Genomic DNA, 15,210 nt, shown 5'->3' with positions numbered 1-15,210 from the left:
TGAGGGACCAGGCCCGCGAGCGCAATCCGAACTGAGAATTTAAACCGTGGCATGGACGAGGTCCGGCCGCGCCGAGCAAGGTCTGCCGTTTTGGCAGCCCTGCCAAGGCAAATGAGAGAGGATTCATCATGCTGATCTCCCAGATCCTTGACGACGCCGAGACCATCCGCGTCGTTGCCCGCAATAGCGGCAAGACCCGGATCATCAATGGCGCCCGCAGCGTCTATTCGCTGGCGATGGAGGCCGCCCGCACCGGCGTCGGCCTCGTCGCGCTGATCGAACGCAAAGGACTTGGCGAGACGGTCGATCTCGAGGCCGCTTACAAGAAGGGGCGGCTGCTGTCGCCGATCAACCACCCCGATCCGGCGCATCTGCACCTGACGGGCACCGGGCTGACGCATCTCGGCTCGGCGGCGACGCGCGATTCCATGCACAAGAAGCTGAGCGCCGACGGCGAGGAGCAGCTCACCGATTCCATGAAGATGTTCCGCATGGGGCTGGAGGGCGGCAAGCCCGCGAACGGCCAGATCGGCGTGCAGCCGGAATGGTTTTACAAAGGCAACGGCACGATGGCGGTGGCGCCAGGTGCCGCACTCCTGTCACCGGCCTTTGCCAAGGACGCCGGCGAAGAGCCCGAGGTGGCCGGCATCTATGTCATCGGCGACGACGGCGCACCTTTCCGCGTCGGCTTCACGCTGTCGAACGAGTTTTCCGACCACGTCACCGAGCGCGTGAACTATCTGTTCCTCGCCCATTCCAAGCTGCGCAACGCCTCGTTCGGTCCGGAAATCCTGATCGGCGACCTGCCGCCCGATATCCGCGGCACCTCGCGCATCGTGCGCGACAGCGAGGTGCTGTGGGAAAAGCCGTTCCTGTCCGGTGAAGCGAACATGTCGCACACCATCGCCAATCTCGAACATCACCATTTCAAATACGCGGCCTTCCGCCAGCCGGGCGACGTGCATGTGCATATGTTCGGTACGGCGACGCTGTCCTTCGCCGACGGCATCAAGACCGAGGCCGGCGATGTGTTCGAGATCGAGGCTGGGGACTTCGGCCTGCCGCTGCGCAACCCGCTGGAGATCGAGCTGCCCGTGAAGGTGGCTGTGAAGGCGCTTTGAGGTAGCACCCTCCCTTCTCCCCTTGTGGGAGAAGGAAGAGACGCTCTTCGACGTTTCAATAAATATCGAAGTCGAAATACTTGGCCTGAATCTTCTTGTAGGTGCCGTCGGCGACGATCGCGTCGATGGCCGCGTTGAGCTTGTCGCGCAGGGCCGTGTCGTCGAGGCGCACGGCAATGCCGGCTTGCGTTTCGGTGCCCTTGACGTCGCCGACCAGCTTGCAGCAGCCGTCGCTTGCCTTCTTCAGCCAGTCCATCAGCACGAACTTGTCCGAGATCACGGCGTCAAGGCGGCCGTTGGTCAAGTCGGTGATCGCCTCTTCCTGGGTCGGATAGAGTTTGGCCTCCGCGCCCGCCTTGCCATATTCATTCTGGGCATAGTCGGCCTGCGTGGTCGAAGCCTGGGCGCCGACCGTCTTGCCGGCAAGGGCCGCCGGTTCGGTCGAGGTCAGGTCGCTGTCCTTCGGCGCCACCAGGGCGAGCGGTGTCGTATAATATTTGTTGGTGAAGGCGACCTGCTTCTTGCGCTCCTCGGTGATGCTCATCGAGGCGATGATGGCGTCGAATTTCTTCGCCTGCAAAGCGGGAATGATGCCGTCCCAGTCCTGCGTGACGATCTCGCATTCGACCTTCATCTGCGCGCACAGCGCATTGGCGATGTCGATGTCGAAGCCTTCGACCTTGCCGTCAGCGGTAATGGTGTTGAACGGCGGATAGGCGCCCTCGGTGCCGATCTTGATTTTCTCCTGCGCCTGCGAAAGCGAGCCGGCCGCCATCACCAGTATGGCAGCGCCTGCCACCGATATGATCCATTTCGAAATCTGCATTTTCTTGGTTCCCCTTGAACGCCGGCATCTTGACTACCAACAAGGCAGCCAAGCATGGCGAGCCGGTACAGGCAAGTATTTTGCCTGACGGCGGCGCTCAGCGCGCGGCGCGGAAATGCTTGGACAGCTTCAGGCCCTGCGCCTGATAGTTGGAGCCGAGATCGGTGCCGTAGAGCGCCTGCGGCCGCTTCAGCATGTGCTCGTAGACCAGCCGGCCGACGATCTGGCCATGGTCGAGAATGAACGGCACTTCGTGGCTGCGCACTTCCAGCACCGCCCGGCTGCCCGTGCCGCCAGACGCGGAATGGCCAAAGCCCGGATCGAAGAAGCCGGCATAGTGGACGCGGAACTCGCCGACCAGCGGATCGAAGGGCGTCATCTCGGCGGCGTAGAGCGGCGGCACATGCACCGCCTCCTGGCTGACGAGGATGTAGAACTCGTCGGGGTCGAGCACCAGTTCGCCGGCGCCGCTCTTGTGGATCGGCTCCCAGAAGTCGACGACTTCCTGGGCCCCGCGCTTGTCGACATCGACGAGGCCGGTGTGATGCTTGCCGCGGTAGCCGACCAGACCGTTCTGATCGCCGTTGAGGTCGATCGACAGCGCGATGCCGCCGCCGGAAATGTTCGGCGGCTCGGTGGCGACCAGCGTCTGCGCGCGATGCAGCTCGTGCAGCTCGGCTTCCGAGAGCAGCGCATTGCCGGTGCGGAAGCGGATCTGCGACAGGCGCGAGCCGGTGCGGACCACGATCGGGAAGGTGCGCGGGCTGACTTCCAGAAAGAGCGGGCCATGATAGCCGGCGGCGATCTTGTCAAACTCGTGGCCGCGATCGGTCATGACACGGGTGAAGATGTCGAGCCGCCCGGTCGAGCTCTTCGGATTGGCCGAGGCCGAAATGTCCGCCGGCAGCGCCAGGCTTTCAAGCAAGGGCACGATATAGACGCAGCCGGTCTCCAGCACCGCGCCCTCGGCAAGATTGATCTCGTGCAGCTGCAGCCGGTCGAGCTTTTCCGAGACCTTGTGGTTGGGGCCGGGCAGGAAGGAGGCCCGCACCCGCCAGGCCTTGTCGCCGAGCCTGAGATCAAGGCTGGCCGGCTGGATCTGGTCGGCGTCGAGCGCACGCGCCGACTTCAGCGCGCCGAACTGGAACAGCGCCGATATGTCCTGATCGGGAAGAATGCCTGTCTGCCGCAAGGCTCCACTCCTAGGTCAGACGTTTTTCTTGTCGCAGGTTCTGGTCGCAAAACCGTGGAACACTTTTGCGGAACCTGCTTGGTACAAACCTCTTAATGAAGCCGGCAATTGACGCAAGCGTGGCGCGGGTCTAAAGGGTCGTTATCCCGTGGTGATTTGGCCGGTCGGCTTGCAGCCACGTTAAACAAGTCGCTAAAGGACCGTCGGGCCGCAAGGCCGTATGGACCGGTTGCGACTTTCGCGGCCGGTTTTTTTGTGTCTGGAAGAAAAGCGATGAGCACCAAGAAGCACAACTGGAAGCCTCAGACGGCACTCGTGCACAGCGGAACGCTGCGTTCCGGTTTCGGCGAAACGTCGGAAGCGATTTACCTGACCCAGGGCTATGTCTACGAAACGGCACAGGCCGCCGAAGCCCGTTTCAAGGGCGAGGAGCCAGGCTTCATCTATTCGCGCTACGCCAATCCGACCGTCGACATGTTCGAGAAGCGCATGTGCGCGCTGGAAGGCGCCGAAGACGCCCGCGCCACCGCCTCCGGCATGGCCGCGGTGACGGCCGCCCTTCTGTGCAGCGCCAAGGCCGGCGACCATATCGTGGCGGCGCGTGCGCTGTTCGGCTCCTGCCGCTGGGTGGTCGAGACGCTGGCGCCGAGATACGGCATCGAAGCGACGCTGGTCGACGGCACCAATATCGCCAATTGGGAAAAGGCGGTCAAGCCGAACACCAAACTGTTCTTCCTGGAAAGCCCGACCAATCCGACATTGGAAGTGGTCGATATCGCCGCCGTCGCTTCGCTCGCCAATTCGATCGGCGCAAGGCTGATCGTCGACAATGTCTTCGCCACGCCCTTGCAGCAAAAGCCCTTGCAGCTCGGCGCCCATATCGTCGTCTATTCGGCGACCAAGCACATAGACGGCCAAGGGCGCTGTCTCGGCGGCGTCATCCTGTCGGACAAGAAGTGGATCGACGAGAACCTGCACGACTATTTCCGCCATACCGGCCCAAGCCTGTCGCCGTTCAACGCCTGGACGCTGCTGAAAGGCCTGGAAACGCTGCCGCTGCGCGTGCGCCAGCAGACGGAAAGCGCGGGCAGGATCGCGGATTTCCTGGCCGAACGGCCGGAAATCGCCCGCGTCATCTATCCCGGGCGCGCCGACCATCCGCAGGCTGATATCGTCAAGAAGCAGATGTCGGGCGGCTCGACGCTGATCTGCCTCGACGTCAAGGGCGGCAAGCAAGCGGCCTTCGCCCTGCAGAACGCGCTCGACATCGTCTTGATCTCCAACAATCTCGGCGATGCCAAGAGTCTGATCACCCACCCGGCGACGACGACGCACAAGAATCTGAGCGACGAGGCGCGCGCCGAGCTCGGCATCGGGCCGGGCACGCTCCGGCTGTCGGTCGGGCTGGAAGACACCGACGATCTGCTTGAGGACATCGCGCAGGCGCTGAAGGCCAGGTAGGGCCTTCAGGCGCCGGACGGCGTCTCCTCCAGCTCGGCCGTCTTGGTGCCGATGGTCATCGCATTGCCGCGCCAGTCGACGGCGCCGCCGAGCCAGCCGCGCCCCCACATCGCCGGAAGGATCAGGTCGCGCGCCATGATCGCCGTGACCATGCGTGGCGACAGGTACCAGCCCTTGGACCAGGCCAGCGCGCACTCGGGAAGGTAGAAGGCTACCAGCACTGCAAGGGCGGTTGCCCAGAGGCTGAAGCCGGCACTGGCCGCGGCAATCAGCGCAAGCACCAGCGGCACCACGGCGCCGGTCAGGATTTCGGGTGCGAAGAACAGAGGGAAAGTGACGCGGCGCAGGCGCGCCCAACGGGCCTGACGCGACCAGATCTCGTCAAAAGAGCGCCGGCCAAGCGGCTGCTCGAAGGGGGCGGCGACGAGATTGACGCGCAGGCCGAGACTGTTCACCAGCTTGGTCGCGGCGGCATCCTCCGCGATCTCGGCGGCCAGCGCGCGGATGCCGCCATTGGCGTCGAGCATCGGCTTGTTCCAGAGCATGCTCTTGCCCTGGGCAAAGCCCAGGCCGAGCGCCTCGCCGGCATATTGCCAGCGCGCCTGCAGCGTGTTGAGGAAAGCGCATTCGACCTCGGCCCAGAAGCCGGCCGGCCGCGAGCCAATCGGCGTCGAGCAGACAAGGCCGGTGCCGGGCCGCCAGGCAGCCATCAGATGCTGGACGTAGTCCCTCGGCATCAGCACGTTGGAATCGGCCAGGACGACCCAGTCGTGCCGCGCCGCCTCCCAGCCCTTGACGCAATTATTGAGTTTCGGATTGGCGCTGATGCGGTCGTCGCCGACAAGCAGCCGGGCCGGCACTTTCGAAAACCGGACGATCGTCCTGTTTATCAATTTGACCACCGGATCGTCGGCATGGGCGACGCAGAAAATCAACTCGTAGCGCGGCCAGTCGAGCGAGAAGGCGCGCTCCAGCGTCTCCTGCGTGAACGGCTCGACGCCGCGCGACGGCACGACGATCGACACCGGCCGTGGCTTGCCGGCCGGCGCGGCAATGGCGCGGCGCCGTTTCAGACGCGAAGCGGCGAGCACGATGCTGGCGAGATTTGAGAGGATGAGGGCAGTTGAAAGCGTGGCGGCTATGAGAGTGAGTTCCATCGAGATCCGGTCACTCCAGGAAAACCGGTCCGTCAGAACAATCTGGCTGGCATGACGACCGATTCAACAATTTGACAGAGCGCCCGAGTCGTGCGGCACTGGTCGGCGCACACCATCATTGTCATGTGTCACTTAAATGACATTCTTTGCCGCCACCTGCGGTTCCGTCCGCAATGACAGGACGCGCACCGTTGACCAGCCCGCGTGGAGCGCCGAAAGTTCGACCTAGAGCCTGTTCCATCCCGATTGAACCGGGATGGGGCTCTATCTCTGTTTCTTTGAGCATGATCTTTTCTGAAAACCGGTTCCCACTTTTCAGGATCATGCTCTAGATTGTTTTGGAGCCGCTTATGTATAGCGCCGTCACGCGCAACATCGAAGTGCAGGTCAGGCCGTTCTATCTGGAGGACCGTTCGGATCCCTCGGAGAACCGCTATGTCTGGGGCTATCAGATAACGATCGACAATCAGTCGGACGATTTCGTGCAGCTTCTGTCGCGCTATTGGCACATCACCGACGGCACCGGCCGGGTCGAGGAAGTGCGTGGCCCCGGCGTGGTCGGCGACCAGCCCGAACTCAATCCCGGCGACAGCTACCAGTACACGTCCGGTTGCCCGCTCTCGACACCATCCGGCATCATGGTCGGGCACTACACGATGCGCAACAAGCGGGGCGAGACGTTCGACATCGCCATTCCGGCGTTTTCGCTGGATCTGCCGGGGACGCGGCGGACGGTGAATTGATTTCGCCTCACCGGCCGCGGAGCGGCCGGTGAGGCGTGGTTTTTTTCTCTACTGGGCCGCAAATTCCGCCGGATCGAAATCATATTGCTTCGAGCAGAATTCGCAGGCGACGTGGATGCCGCCGTCCTCTGTACTGTCCTTGATCTCCTGCGCGGAAAAACCCTCGAGGATGCCGCGGATCTTGTCCCTGGAGCACGAGCACTGGTCGGCGACCGGAACGCCGCCGAAGACGCGCACGCCATGCTCGTGGAACAGCCTGTAGAGCAGCCGCTCGGCGCCGATCGTCGGGTCGATCAGTTCGGTCGGCTCGATCGTACCGAGCAGCGCCAGCAACTCCTGCCAGGAATTGTCGACCGGGTCGTGGACCTCCTCGCGCGGATCGCCATCGCCACCCGGCAGGTCCGGGACGCGCATGCGCTCGGGCGACTGCGGCAGGAACTGCGCCAGGATACCACCGGCGCGCCACTGCTCGCGGGCACCGCCAGGACCGGGCGTCAAAAGCTTGGCCACCGACAGCCTGAGATCCGTCGGGATCTGCTCCGACTGGCGAAAATAGGTGCGCGCAGCATCCTCCAGCGTCTCGCCGTCGAGCTGGACGATGCCCTGATAGCGCTGCGTGTGAGCGCCCTGGTCGATGGTCAGCGCCAGCACGCCGCTGCCGAGCAGCGTCTGCTGCGAGGTTTCGCCGGCCGCGACCAGCGCTTTCAGCCGGTCGGCATCGAAACGCGCATAGGCGCGCAATGCCGAGGGCGTGGAAAAATCGGCGACCAGCATGTCGACAGGCCCGTCGGTGCGGGTCTGCAGGATGAATTTGCCCTGGAACTTCAGCGAAGTGCCGAGCAGCACGGTCAGCACACAGGCCTCCGCCAGCAGGCGGGCGACCGGCTCGGGATAATCGTGGCGGCTGAGGATGGCGTCCAGCATCGGCCCGAGTTGGACGGTGCGGCCCCGCACATCGAGCGGGCCGACCTCGAACGGCACGACATGATCGTCGCCGGCATAGCCGAATTCGCCGAGTTTGGGGTGATGTTCAGTCACTTGATAGGTTTCCAACATGACAAAGCTCCGGGGCGCGGCCATGCCGCCCTCCGGGGCGCATGCGTCGAAACGCGCTGTTTTTGCGTGATGGCCCGCAGATAGGCATCACACCTCCGGAGATCAAGCGCCGAGGCACCAGGCGAGCACGGCCTTCTGGGCATGGAGCCGGTTCTCGGCCTCGTCGAAGACCACCGAATGCGGTCCGTCGATGATCTCGTCTGTCACTTCCTCGCCGCGATGCGCCGGCAGGCAGTGCATGAACAGCGCGTCCGGCTTGGCCTTCGCCATCAGCTTGGCATTGACCTGATAGGGCGAGAACACATTGTGGCCGCGGGCGCGATGCTCCTGGCCCATCGACACCCAGCAATCGGTGACGATGCAGTCGGCCTGGTCGACGGCCTCCTCGGGCGAGCGGGTGAAGTGCAGCTTGCCGCCGTGCGCCTGCGACCAGTCGATGTGCTTCTGCGCCGGCTCGCTGCCTTCGGGCACGGCGACGTTGAGGTTGAAGCGGAATCGCGCCGAGGCCTCGATCAGCGAATGCAGCACATTGTTGCCGTCGCCGGTCCAGGCGATGGTCTTGCCGGCGACCGGACCGCGATGCTCCTCGAAGGTCATGATATCGGCCATCAGCTGGCAGGGATGGGTGTCGTCGGTCAGTCCGTTGATCACTGGCACGGTGGCGTTCTCGGTCAGCTCCAGCAGTCGCTCATGCGAGGTGGTGCGGATCATGATCGCATCGACATAGCGCGACAGCACCTTGGCGGTGTCGGCGATGGTCTCGGAACGGCCGAGCTGCATCTCGGTGCCGGTCAGCATGATGGTCTCGCCGCCGAGCTGCCGCATGCCGACGTCGAAGGAGACGCGTGTGCGCGTCGACGGCTTGTCGAAGATCATCGCCAGCACCTTGCCTTCGAGCGGTTTGGTGCGCTCGCCGGCCTTGAGGCGCGCCTTTCGCACCACCGCATCGTCCAGCATGAAGCGCAAATCGCCTTCGGAAACGGCGGAAAGATCGGTGAAATGGCGAACTGACATCAGCAATGGTTCCGGGATTACTTCGCCGCGGCGGAAGCGATCGCCTCCGCCAGGCCCTTGGCGCCGGCGCGAATGCGGTTGAGCGCGTCATGGATCTCGGCGTCGGTGACGGTGAGCGGCGGCAACAGGCGAATGACGTTGTCGCCGGCCGGAACCGCCAGCAGGTGCTGGTCGCGCAAGGCCATGTTCACCTTGGTGTTGGGCATGGCGCATTTGAGGCCGAGCATCAGCCCGGCACCCCTGATGTCCTCGATGATTTCGGGAAACTCGTCGGCGACCGACGCCAGCCCCTGCTTCATGAGCAGCGCCTTGCGTTGGACATCTTCGAGGAAGCCGTCTTCCAGCACGACGTCGAGCACGGCGTTGCCGACTGCCATGGCCAGCGGGTTGCCGCCGAACGTGGTGCCATGCACGCCAGCGGTCATGCCGACGGCCGCTTCATCCGTGGCAAGGCAGGCACCCATCGGGAAGCCGCCGCCAATGCCCTTGGCGATCGCCATGATGTCTGGCGTTACACCTGACCATTCATGCGCAAACAGCTTGCCGGTGCGGCCGATGCCGCACTGGACCTCGTCGAAGATCAACAGCAGGCCGTGCTGTTCGCACAATTGCCTGAGCCGCTTCAGCGATTGCGTCGGCACCGGACGGATACCGCCCTCGCCCTGCACCGGCTCGATCAGGATGGCGGCCGTCTCCGGCGTGATCGCCTTTTCGGCGGCGTCGATGTCGTCGAAACTGACCTGATCGAAACCTTCGACCTTGGGGCCGAAGCCCTCGAGATATTTGTACTGGCCGCCGGCCGCGATGGTCGCCAGCGTGCGGCCATGGAAGGCACCTTCGAAGGTGATGACGCGGAAGCGCTCGGGGTGTCCGTTGACGAACTGGCAGCGGCGCGCCGTCTTGATCGCGCATTCCAGCGCCTCGGCGCCGGAATTGGTGAAGAACACCTTGTCGGCGAAGGTGGCGTCGGCCAGCCGCTCGCCAAGCCGGCTCTGCCCGGGGATCTCGTAGAGGTTGGAGACATGCCACAGCTTGGCTGCCTGCTCGGTGAGTGCGGCGACCAGATGCGGATGGCTGTGGCCCAGCGAATTGACGGCGATGCCGCCGGCAAAGTCGAGATATCGCTCGCCCTTGTCGGTAATCAGCCATGTGCCTTCCCCGTGGTCGAAGGCCAGGGGTGCGCGAGCAAAGGTCTCGTAAAGCGCCGAACCGCTCATTATATGCGTCTCCGGTACCGGAAAATCAAAAAAGCCGCCAAAGCGGCGGCCTGTGCGGCTTATCCCGTTTTTCGGCCATGAAGTCAACGAAAACGTCGCGTAGTGGCGCGCGGCAAGCCCCCTGACGGGACGCCGGCTCATAAGCGACCGGGCAAGTTGGGGAAAACCGAAAAAACCGATTCGTGTTGCACTTGGGACTCTTGTCACCGAGTCAGCGCATAGAGTAGTTGTAGTCGAGAAATAACTAGATTTCGTGCGGCGGACCTAATCACCAGATATATGTGGTGTCTGCCCCGGCAAATGTTGCCGGGTCGGGAGAAGGATTCCGATTGCCGCACGCTTAGAGGAGCGCGGTCTCATGAACTGGACTGACGAGCGGGTAGAACTCTTGAGAAAACTGTGGTCGGAGGGTCTGAGCGCAAGCCAGATTGCTGCGCAGCTTGGAGGGGTCAGCCGCAATGCGGTCATCGGGAAGGTGCATCGGCTGAAACTCTCGGGCCGCGGTCGCTCGACCGCCACGCCGGCACGCCAGAAAAAGGCGGCACAAGGATCGACCGTCCAGAAATCGGTATCACGCGCTGCAACCACGGCACGCCATGTCACGACATCGATCGGCGCGACGGCCTTGCAGACACAGTTCGACGCCGAACCGGTGGCGCGCCATTATATCCGTCCGGTTGAGAATGTCGTGCTGCCGATCTCGCGGCATCTGCAGCTGGTCGAGCTGACCGAGCGGACCTGCAAATGGCCGAACGGCGATCCGCTTTCAGAGGACTTCCATTTCTGCGGCAACGATGCCGCCGAAACCGGTCCGTACTGCAAGTACCACGCCCGCGTGGCATTCCAGCCGGCATCGGAGCGGCGGCGGAGCCGATAGTTAGGGATTGGGCAGTAGGCAGTAGGCAGTAGGGGCAATATGCTCTGAATTTCTTGCCCTACTGCCTACTGCCTACTGCCTACTGCCTACTGCCTACTGCCTACCCTCACAGCCACCCGTTCTTCCTGAACCGCCAGTAGAGAAACGTGCAGATCAGCACGATAGCGCCCAGCACCACCGGATAGCCGTATTCCATCTTCAGTTCCGGCATGTCGCTGAAGTTCATGCCGTAGATGCCGGCGAGCGCCGTCGGCACCGCCAGGATTGCGGCCCAGGAGGCGAGCTTCTTGGTGTTCGCGGTTTCCTGACTCTGGCCGACCAGCAAGCTCGCCTCGAAAGCGAACGCCAGCACCTCGCGCAGACTGTCGATCTTCTCCTGGACGGTGCGGATGTGATCGGTGACGTCGCGGAACAGCGGATGCATGGCGGTGTGTATCTGCGGCAGCTCGGCGCTGGTCAGCCGTCGGCAGACTTCGACCAGCGGAAGCGCGGCATTGCGCAGGCGTAGGAGATCGCGGCGCAGCATATAGAGCCGTTCGATGTCGGGAGCGGTCATCGGCTTCAGCAGAACCTTGTCCTCGATCGCCTCGACCTCGTCCTCGATCTGCTCGAGCACCGGCATGTAATTGTCGACGATGAAATCGAGAATGGCGTAAAGGACGAAATCCTCACCCTTGGCCAGCGAGTGCGGGCAGCTTTCCCAGTGCTGCCGAACGGCGGCATAGGACGTCGAAGGACCGTGCCTGACGCTGACGATGTAGCCTGAGCCAACAAACAAATGGGTCTCGCCGAAGGTGACCCGACCGTCGATCAGCTGCGCGGTGCGAGCGACGATGAACAAGGCGTCGCCATATTGCTCGATCTTCGGCCGCTGGTGCGGGTGCTCGGCATCCTCGATTGCCAGCTCATGCAGGTGAAATTGCGCCTGGACGCGCAGCAACAGGTTACGGTCGGGCTCCAATAGGCCGATCCAGACGACATGACCGGATTTCTTTGCCCATTCGCCGGCTTCCTCGATGGGAATGTCGGCGATGCGGCGCCCGGCCGTGTAGACGCCGCAAGCGATAATGCCGGATGTCGGCCCAGGCGCCGGGGTCAGGTTCCGAACATTTTCCATCACGACCTCCCGGAGCAAATCCACGGACGAGGATAGAGGCAAAGCCCGGAAAGCTTAGCGTAAATCGGATTACGGTTCGAGAGGCGCGTTCACTTCAGCGGCTGCGTCCCGGAAAGGCTGATTTTGTCGGTCTTGTCGCCCTTGGGCCGCTCAGCCGGCAACTGATCGCCGGTGACGATGTAGTAGATGGTCTCGGCTATGTTGGTGGCGTGATCACCGATACGCTCGATGTTCTTGGCGCAAAACAGCAGATGCGTGCAGGGCGTGATGTTGCGCGGATCTTCCATCATGTAGGTCAGCAATTCGCGAAACAGCGATGTGTACATGGCGTCGATCTGGTCGTCACGATCGCGCACGAAGCCGATTTTCTCCACCGAGCGAGACGCGTAGACGTCGAGCACTTCCTTGAGCTGGGTCAACGCCAGGTTGGACAGAGCCTCGAGGCCGCGGAACAGGCTGGTTGGCTGGCGTCCGTCGGTGACGGCGACCACCCGCTTGGCAACGTTCTTGGCGAGATCGCCAACCCGTTCGAGGTCGGCGGAGATGCGAATGGTCCCGACGATCTCGCGCAAATCCCCCGCCATCGGCTGACGCTTGGCAATGATGATGATCGCCTTGTCGTCGATTTCGCGCTGGCCCTCGTCCAGTACGGTATCGTCGCGGACGACCTTCTGGGCAAGGCCTGGGTCGGCATTGACGAGAGCGGCGACCGCCTGTTCGACCATGCGCTCGGCATGGCCGCCCATCGCGGCGATGCGCTTCGACAGATATTTCAACTCCTCGTCATAGGCGCTGACGATGTGCACGGACTGCATGGCAAAATGCCTTCCCACGGGATGTTTTGATTTTGAGTCGTTTCCTCGAATCCCCGCTGATACGCTAGCCGGATGACAGAAAAAAGAAACAGTCCCCTTGAATTAGGGCGATATCAGTGCGTCGGCAAATGAACCGAGAATGCCGCGCCGTTGCCGACTTCGGACTTGATCGAAAGCCGGGCGTTGTGGCGCGTCAGTATATGCTTGACGATCGACAGGCCGAGGCCGGTGCCTTTCTGGGTCCGGCTGGTCTCGACGTCGACGCGGTAGAAGCGCTCGGTAATGCGCGGAATGTGCTCCTCGGGAATGCCGGGGCCAAAGTCCCTGATCGTCACGTCGATGCCCGGCTCTGATCCGGCATCGCCATGCGCTATGGATACAACCACGCGCCCACCAGACTGCCCGTATTTGCAGGCGTTTTCCAGGAGGTTCTCGAAAACCTGGAAAAGCTCATCTCGATCGCCAGGCACATGAAGCGGCCCATCGGCGTAGTGCCGCTCGATGGCAACGGCGTTTTCGCTGGCCAGCGGTCCGAGCGAATCGATGACGCTGTCGACTGTCTGGCGCAGGTCCACCTCGGTTCCCGGCTTCAGATAGGGTTTCATCTCGAGCCGCGACAGCGACAACAAATCGTCGATCAGACGCGCCATGCGACCGGTCTGGCTCTGCATGATCTGCAGAAACTGGTCGCGCGCCGCCGCGTCGTTGCGGGCTGGCCCGCGCAGCGTTTCGATAAAGCCGGCGATTGAGGCGAGCGGCGTGCGCAGTTCATGGCTGGCATTGGCAATGAAATCGGCGCGCATGCGGTCGATCCTGCGCGTTTCGCTCTGGTCCTTGAACACCAGCACATAGAGATCGGTGGCGTGACCGACCGAGGACACACTCACCCGGTAGGCACGTTCGACCGGCAGCTTCTCCATGTAGTCGACGACATCGGAGGCGATATCACCAGATAGTACGCCATCCAGCAGGGTCTGCATCTCCGGTGCCCGGAATTTCAGCGACAGCGACATGCCTGGCGCGATGCCACCGAAAGCGGCGAAGGCGGCGGCGTTGGCATGCACGATGGTGGCAGCCCGGTCGAAGATGATCAGCGGATCGGCGACGGCGGCGGCCAGATATTCACCCGAGAGCCGCTGCAGGCCGATGGCCTCGATGGCAGCGCCGCTGTCGGTGGATTGGCGCGCGGCGGCGGTCGGCAGTATAGCCGCTGCAAGCAGCAACAGCAGCGCCGCGGGGACGACATAGGCTGAAATCCCGGCCAAGGCATAAACAGCGAGAACCGCAACAATACCGGCCGCAAGCAGCCAGCGGCTATTCCACAGCCGTGCGGCCATGGTTTGCGTGACGCCTCTCTGCTCTGTGTCCAGGTCAGCCATTCGCTCGTGACCTGCCCCCCAATGTCTTCGCACCCGGTCGCACGGTGGCGGAAAACTTCCACCAGATCGCTTGCCGCATGACCCCGAAAATCGGGAATCGATTTTCGGAAAGGATCATGCGCAAATTAAAAGTGCTACAGCGTCCTTTGCGCATCCAAACGGACGCGCGGCGCTGTAGTGGCTCCCCATAGCATGAGTCCGGAAGCTGGAAAGGGTTCGTCTCGATGAAAAAAGCCAAGGAAAGTCCCGCCGCGCCAACTTCGGGGCCGCTGAAGATCAGGATCGGCGGCAAGGAGAGGGAGTTCGACATCGATAATCCCGTGCTTCCCGACTGGGTCGAGGACAACAAGCTGACCGCCGGCGGCTATCCCTACGACAAGAAGATGAAAAGCGACGAGTATGACGAGATGCTCGAGAAGCTGCAGATCGAGCTGGTCAAGGCGCAGGCCTGGCTGCAGTCGACCGGCAAACGGGTGATGGCGCTGTTCGAGGGCCGCGACGCTGCCGGCAAGGGCGGCACGATCTTCGTGGTGCGCCAGTACCTCAATCCGCGCACGGCACGCAACGTGGCGCTGACCAAGCCGACCCCGACCGAGCTTGGTCAATGGTACTACCAGCGCTATGTCGACCACTTCCCGACTTCAGGCGAATTCGTCACTTTCGACCGGTCCTGGTACAACCGCGCCGGTGTCGAGCCGGTGATGGGTTTCTGCACCCCGCAGCAGCACGAGCAGTTTCTCGACGAGACGCCGCATTTCGAACGGATGATCTCCAACGAGGGCATCCACTTTTTCAAATTCTGGCTGAACATCGGCCGGGAAACGCAGCTCGAGCGCTTCCACGACCGCCGCTACAGCCCGCTGAAGAGCTGGAAGTTTTCCCCCATCGACGTTGCAGGCATCACCAAGTGGGACGACTACACCAAGGTGCGCGACACAATGTTCGAGCGCACCCACAAGGAATTCGCGCCGTGGATCATCGTACGGGCCAATGACAAGCGGCGCGCGCGGCTGGCGATCATGCGGCGCATCCTGTCGTCTCTGCCCTATGAGGGGCGCGATCTCGAAATCATCGGCAAGGAAGACAAGAAGATCATCGGCGAAGGGCCGTCATTCCTCGGCAAGCAGGATTGACGCTTCCGCGCCCCGCCGCGGGGGGCGCCCCGCGCCGTGCGGGTTTCGTTAGGCAACGCCCCCCGCCCCGGGCCGAGCGTGACACACCCCCACCGGGTGTGG

Annotated in this window: 15 protein-coding genes and 1 riboswitch; of the genes, 5 read left to right on the top strand and 10 right to left on the bottom strand. The window is 62.9% G+C overall.

Features of this window, described 5'->3' with window-relative positions; genetic code table 11:
- The first annotated feature begins 128 nt into the window (after positions 1–128).
- Positions 129–1,121 (top strand): AraD1 family protein, encoded by a 993-nt coding sequence (gene araD1, locus NKH95_RS17295; RefSeq protein WP_352613082.1) that lies wholly within the window; start codon positions 129–131, stop codon positions 1,119–1,121.
- A gap of 55 nt (positions 1,122–1,176) precedes the next feature.
- On the opposite strand, the gene NKH95_RS17290 is transcribed toward araD1, so the two are convergent.
- Positions 1,177–1,947 carry an ABC transporter substrate-binding protein gene (locus tag NKH95_RS17290; RefSeq protein ID WP_352774615.1) on the bottom strand — a complete coding sequence of 257 codons (771 nt, stop codon included), beginning with the start codon at positions 1,945–1,947 and terminating at the stop codon, positions 1,177–1,179.
- 97 nt (positions 1,948–2,044) lie between these two features.
- Positions 2,045–3,139, bottom strand: a complete 1,095-nt coding sequence (locus NKH95_RS17285) for a 2'-deoxycytidine 5'-triphosphate deaminase (RefSeq protein ID WP_352892120.1) — start codon at positions 3,137–3,139, stop codon at positions 2,045–2,047.
- 138 nt (positions 3,140–3,277) lie between these two features.
- Positions 3,278–3,355, top strand: a riboswitch (SAM riboswitch).
- A 57-nt stretch (positions 3,356–3,412) separates the two neighbouring features.
- Here NKH95_RS17285 and NKH95_RS17280 point away from each other — a divergent pair.
- The gene (locus tag NKH95_RS17280) at positions 3,413–4,600 is read left to right on the top strand and encodes an O-succinylhomoserine sulfhydrylase (protein ID WP_352892118.1); all 1,188 of its coding nucleotides are present in this window, start codon (positions 3,413–3,415) and stop codon (positions 4,598–4,600) included.
- Between the two features lie 5 nt (positions 4,601–4,605).
- Here NKH95_RS17280 and NKH95_RS17275 read toward each other — a convergent pair whose 3' ends face one another.
- Both NKH95_RS17275 and NKH95_RS17270 read right to left on the bottom strand, forming a co-directional pair.
- The gene (locus tag NKH95_RS17275; protein WP_352892117.1) at positions 4,606–5,757 is read right to left on the bottom strand and encodes a ceramide glucosyltransferase; all 1,152 of its coding nucleotides are present in this window, start codon (positions 5,755–5,757) and stop codon (positions 4,606–4,608) included.
- Positions 5,758–5,878: 121 nt separating this feature from the next.
- A complete protein-coding gene (locus NKH95_RS17270) occupies positions 5,879–6,082 on the bottom strand; it encodes a hypothetical protein (RefSeq protein WP_352554071.1) in 204 nt (67 codons plus the stop codon).
- A 25-nt stretch (positions 6,083–6,107) separates the two neighbouring features.
- On the opposite strand from NKH95_RS17270, the gene apaG reads away from it, so the two are divergent.
- Positions 6,108–6,500: a Co2+/Mg2+ efflux facilitator ApaG/CorD gene (gene apaG, locus NKH95_RS17265; RefSeq protein ID WP_013533640.1), complete on the top strand. Its 393-nt coding sequence runs from the start codon at positions 6,108–6,110 to the stop codon at positions 6,498–6,500.
- Positions 6,501–6,548: 48 nt separating this feature from the next.
- On the opposite strand, the gene NKH95_RS17260 is transcribed toward apaG, so the two are convergent.
- The 3 genes from NKH95_RS17260 to NKH95_RS17250 all read right to left on the bottom strand — a co-directional run bounded on the left by NKH95_RS17260 (position 6,549) and on the right by NKH95_RS17250 (position 9,787).
- Entirely contained in the window at positions 6,549–7,580 is a 1,032-nt protein-coding gene (locus NKH95_RS17260) for an Hsp33 family molecular chaperone (RefSeq protein ID WP_352892115.1), read from the bottom strand.
- A gap of 78 nt (positions 7,581–7,658) precedes the next feature.
- Entirely contained in the window at positions 7,659–8,570 is a 912-nt protein-coding gene (gene argF, locus NKH95_RS17255; protein WP_352613090.1) for an ornithine carbamoyltransferase, read from the bottom strand.
- Between the two features lie 17 nt (positions 8,571–8,587).
- Complete coding sequence (locus NKH95_RS17250; RefSeq protein WP_023811341.1) at positions 8,588–9,787, bottom strand: aspartate aminotransferase family protein; 1,200 nt, start codon at positions 9,785–9,787, stop codon at positions 8,588–8,590.
- A gap of 358 nt (positions 9,788–10,145) precedes the next feature.
- Between NKH95_RS17250 and NKH95_RS17245 the strand changes: the two genes are divergently transcribed.
- Positions 10,146–10,664 (top strand): GcrA family cell cycle regulator, encoded by a 519-nt coding sequence (locus NKH95_RS17245; protein ID WP_023811342.1) that lies wholly within the window; start codon positions 10,146–10,148, stop codon positions 10,662–10,664.
- Positions 10,665–10,770: 106 nt separating this feature from the next.
- On the opposite strand, the gene NKH95_RS17240 is transcribed toward NKH95_RS17245, so the two are convergent.
- The 3 genes from NKH95_RS17240 to NKH95_RS17230 all read right to left on the bottom strand — a co-directional run bounded on the left by NKH95_RS17240 (position 10,771) and on the right by NKH95_RS17230 (position 13,975).
- Positions 10,771–11,781 (bottom strand): magnesium and cobalt transport protein CorA, encoded by a 1,011-nt coding sequence (locus NKH95_RS17240; protein WP_023811343.1) that lies wholly within the window; start codon positions 11,779–11,781, stop codon positions 10,771–10,773.
- A gap of 89 nt (positions 11,782–11,870) precedes the next feature.
- On the bottom strand, positions 11,871–12,596 hold the full coding sequence (gene phoU / locus NKH95_RS17235; protein ID WP_023811344.1) for a phosphate signaling complex protein PhoU: 726 nt from the start codon (positions 12,594–12,596) through the stop codon (positions 11,871–11,873).
- A gap of 113 nt (positions 12,597–12,709) precedes the next feature.
- Complete coding sequence (locus tag NKH95_RS17230; protein ID WP_352892112.1) at positions 12,710–13,975, bottom strand: ATP-binding protein; 1,266 nt, start codon at positions 13,973–13,975, stop codon at positions 12,710–12,712.
- Positions 13,976–14,199: 224 nt separating this feature from the next.
- On the opposite strand from NKH95_RS17230, the gene ppk2 reads away from it, so the two are divergent.
- On the top strand, positions 14,200–15,108 hold the full coding sequence (gene ppk2 / locus NKH95_RS17225) for a polyphosphate kinase 2 (protein ID WP_023811346.1): 909 nt from the start codon (positions 14,200–14,202) through the stop codon (positions 15,106–15,108).
- Positions 15,109–15,210 lie beyond the last annotated feature (102 nt).

The sequence above is a fragment of the Mesorhizobium sp. M0848 genome (assembly GCF_040319805.1).
GTDB lineage: Bacteria > Pseudomonadota > Alphaproteobacteria > Rhizobiales > Rhizobiaceae > Mesorhizobium.
Note: the sequence above shows the minus strand (reverse complement) of the source record. Positions and strands in the feature narration are given on the sequence as shown.

Bases quoted from the DNA above. Each gene is read 5' to 3' on its own strand.
- NKH95_RS17240 (WP_023811343.1), bottom strand. From the start codon at position 11,781: ATGGAAAATGTTCGGAACCTGACCCCGGCGCCTGGGCCGACATCCGGC.
- argF (WP_352613090.1), bottom strand. From the start codon at position 8,570: ATGTCAGTTCGCCATTTCACCGATCTTTCCGCCGTTTCCGAAGGCGAT.
- araD1 (WP_352613082.1), top strand. From the start codon at position 129: ATGCTGATCTCCCAGATCCTTGACGACGCCGAGACCATCCGCGTCGTT.
- NKH95_RS17260 (WP_352892115.1), bottom strand. From the start codon at position 7,580: ATGGCCGCGCCCCGGAGCTTTGTCATGTTGGAAACCTATCAAGTGACT.
- NKH95_RS17270 (WP_352554071.1), bottom strand. From the start codon at position 6,082: ATGATCCTGAAAAGTGGGAACCGGTTTTCAGAAAAGATCATGCTCAAA.
- NKH95_RS17230 (WP_352892112.1), bottom strand. From the start codon at position 13,975: ATGGCTGACCTGGACACAGAGCAGAGAGGCGTCACGCAAACCATGGCC.
- NKH95_RS17250 (WP_023811341.1), bottom strand. From the start codon at position 9,787: ATGAGCGGTTCGGCGCTTTACGAGACCTTTGCTCGCGCACCCCTGGCC.
- NKH95_RS17290 (WP_352774615.1), bottom strand. From the start codon at position 1,947: ATGCAGATTTCGAAATGGATCATATCGGTGGCAGGCGCTGCCATACTG.
- NKH95_RS17280 (WP_352892118.1), top strand. From the start codon at position 3,413: ATGAGCACCAAGAAGCACAACTGGAAGCCTCAGACGGCACTCGTGCAC.
- ppk2 (WP_023811346.1), top strand. From the start codon at position 14,200: ATGAAAAAAGCCAAGGAAAGTCCCGCCGCGCCAACTTCGGGGCCGCTG.
- NKH95_RS17275 (WP_352892117.1), bottom strand. From the start codon at position 5,757: ATGGAACTCACTCTCATAGCCGCCACGCTTTCAACTGCCCTCATCCTC.
- phoU (WP_023811344.1), bottom strand. From the start codon at position 12,596: ATGCAGTCCGTGCACATCGTCAGCGCCTATGACGAGGAGTTGAAATAT.
- apaG (WP_013533640.1), top strand. From the start codon at position 6,108: ATGTATAGCGCCGTCACGCGCAACATCGAAGTGCAGGTCAGGCCGTTC.
- NKH95_RS17245 (WP_023811342.1), top strand. From the start codon at position 10,146: ATGAACTGGACTGACGAGCGGGTAGAACTCTTGAGAAAACTGTGGTCG.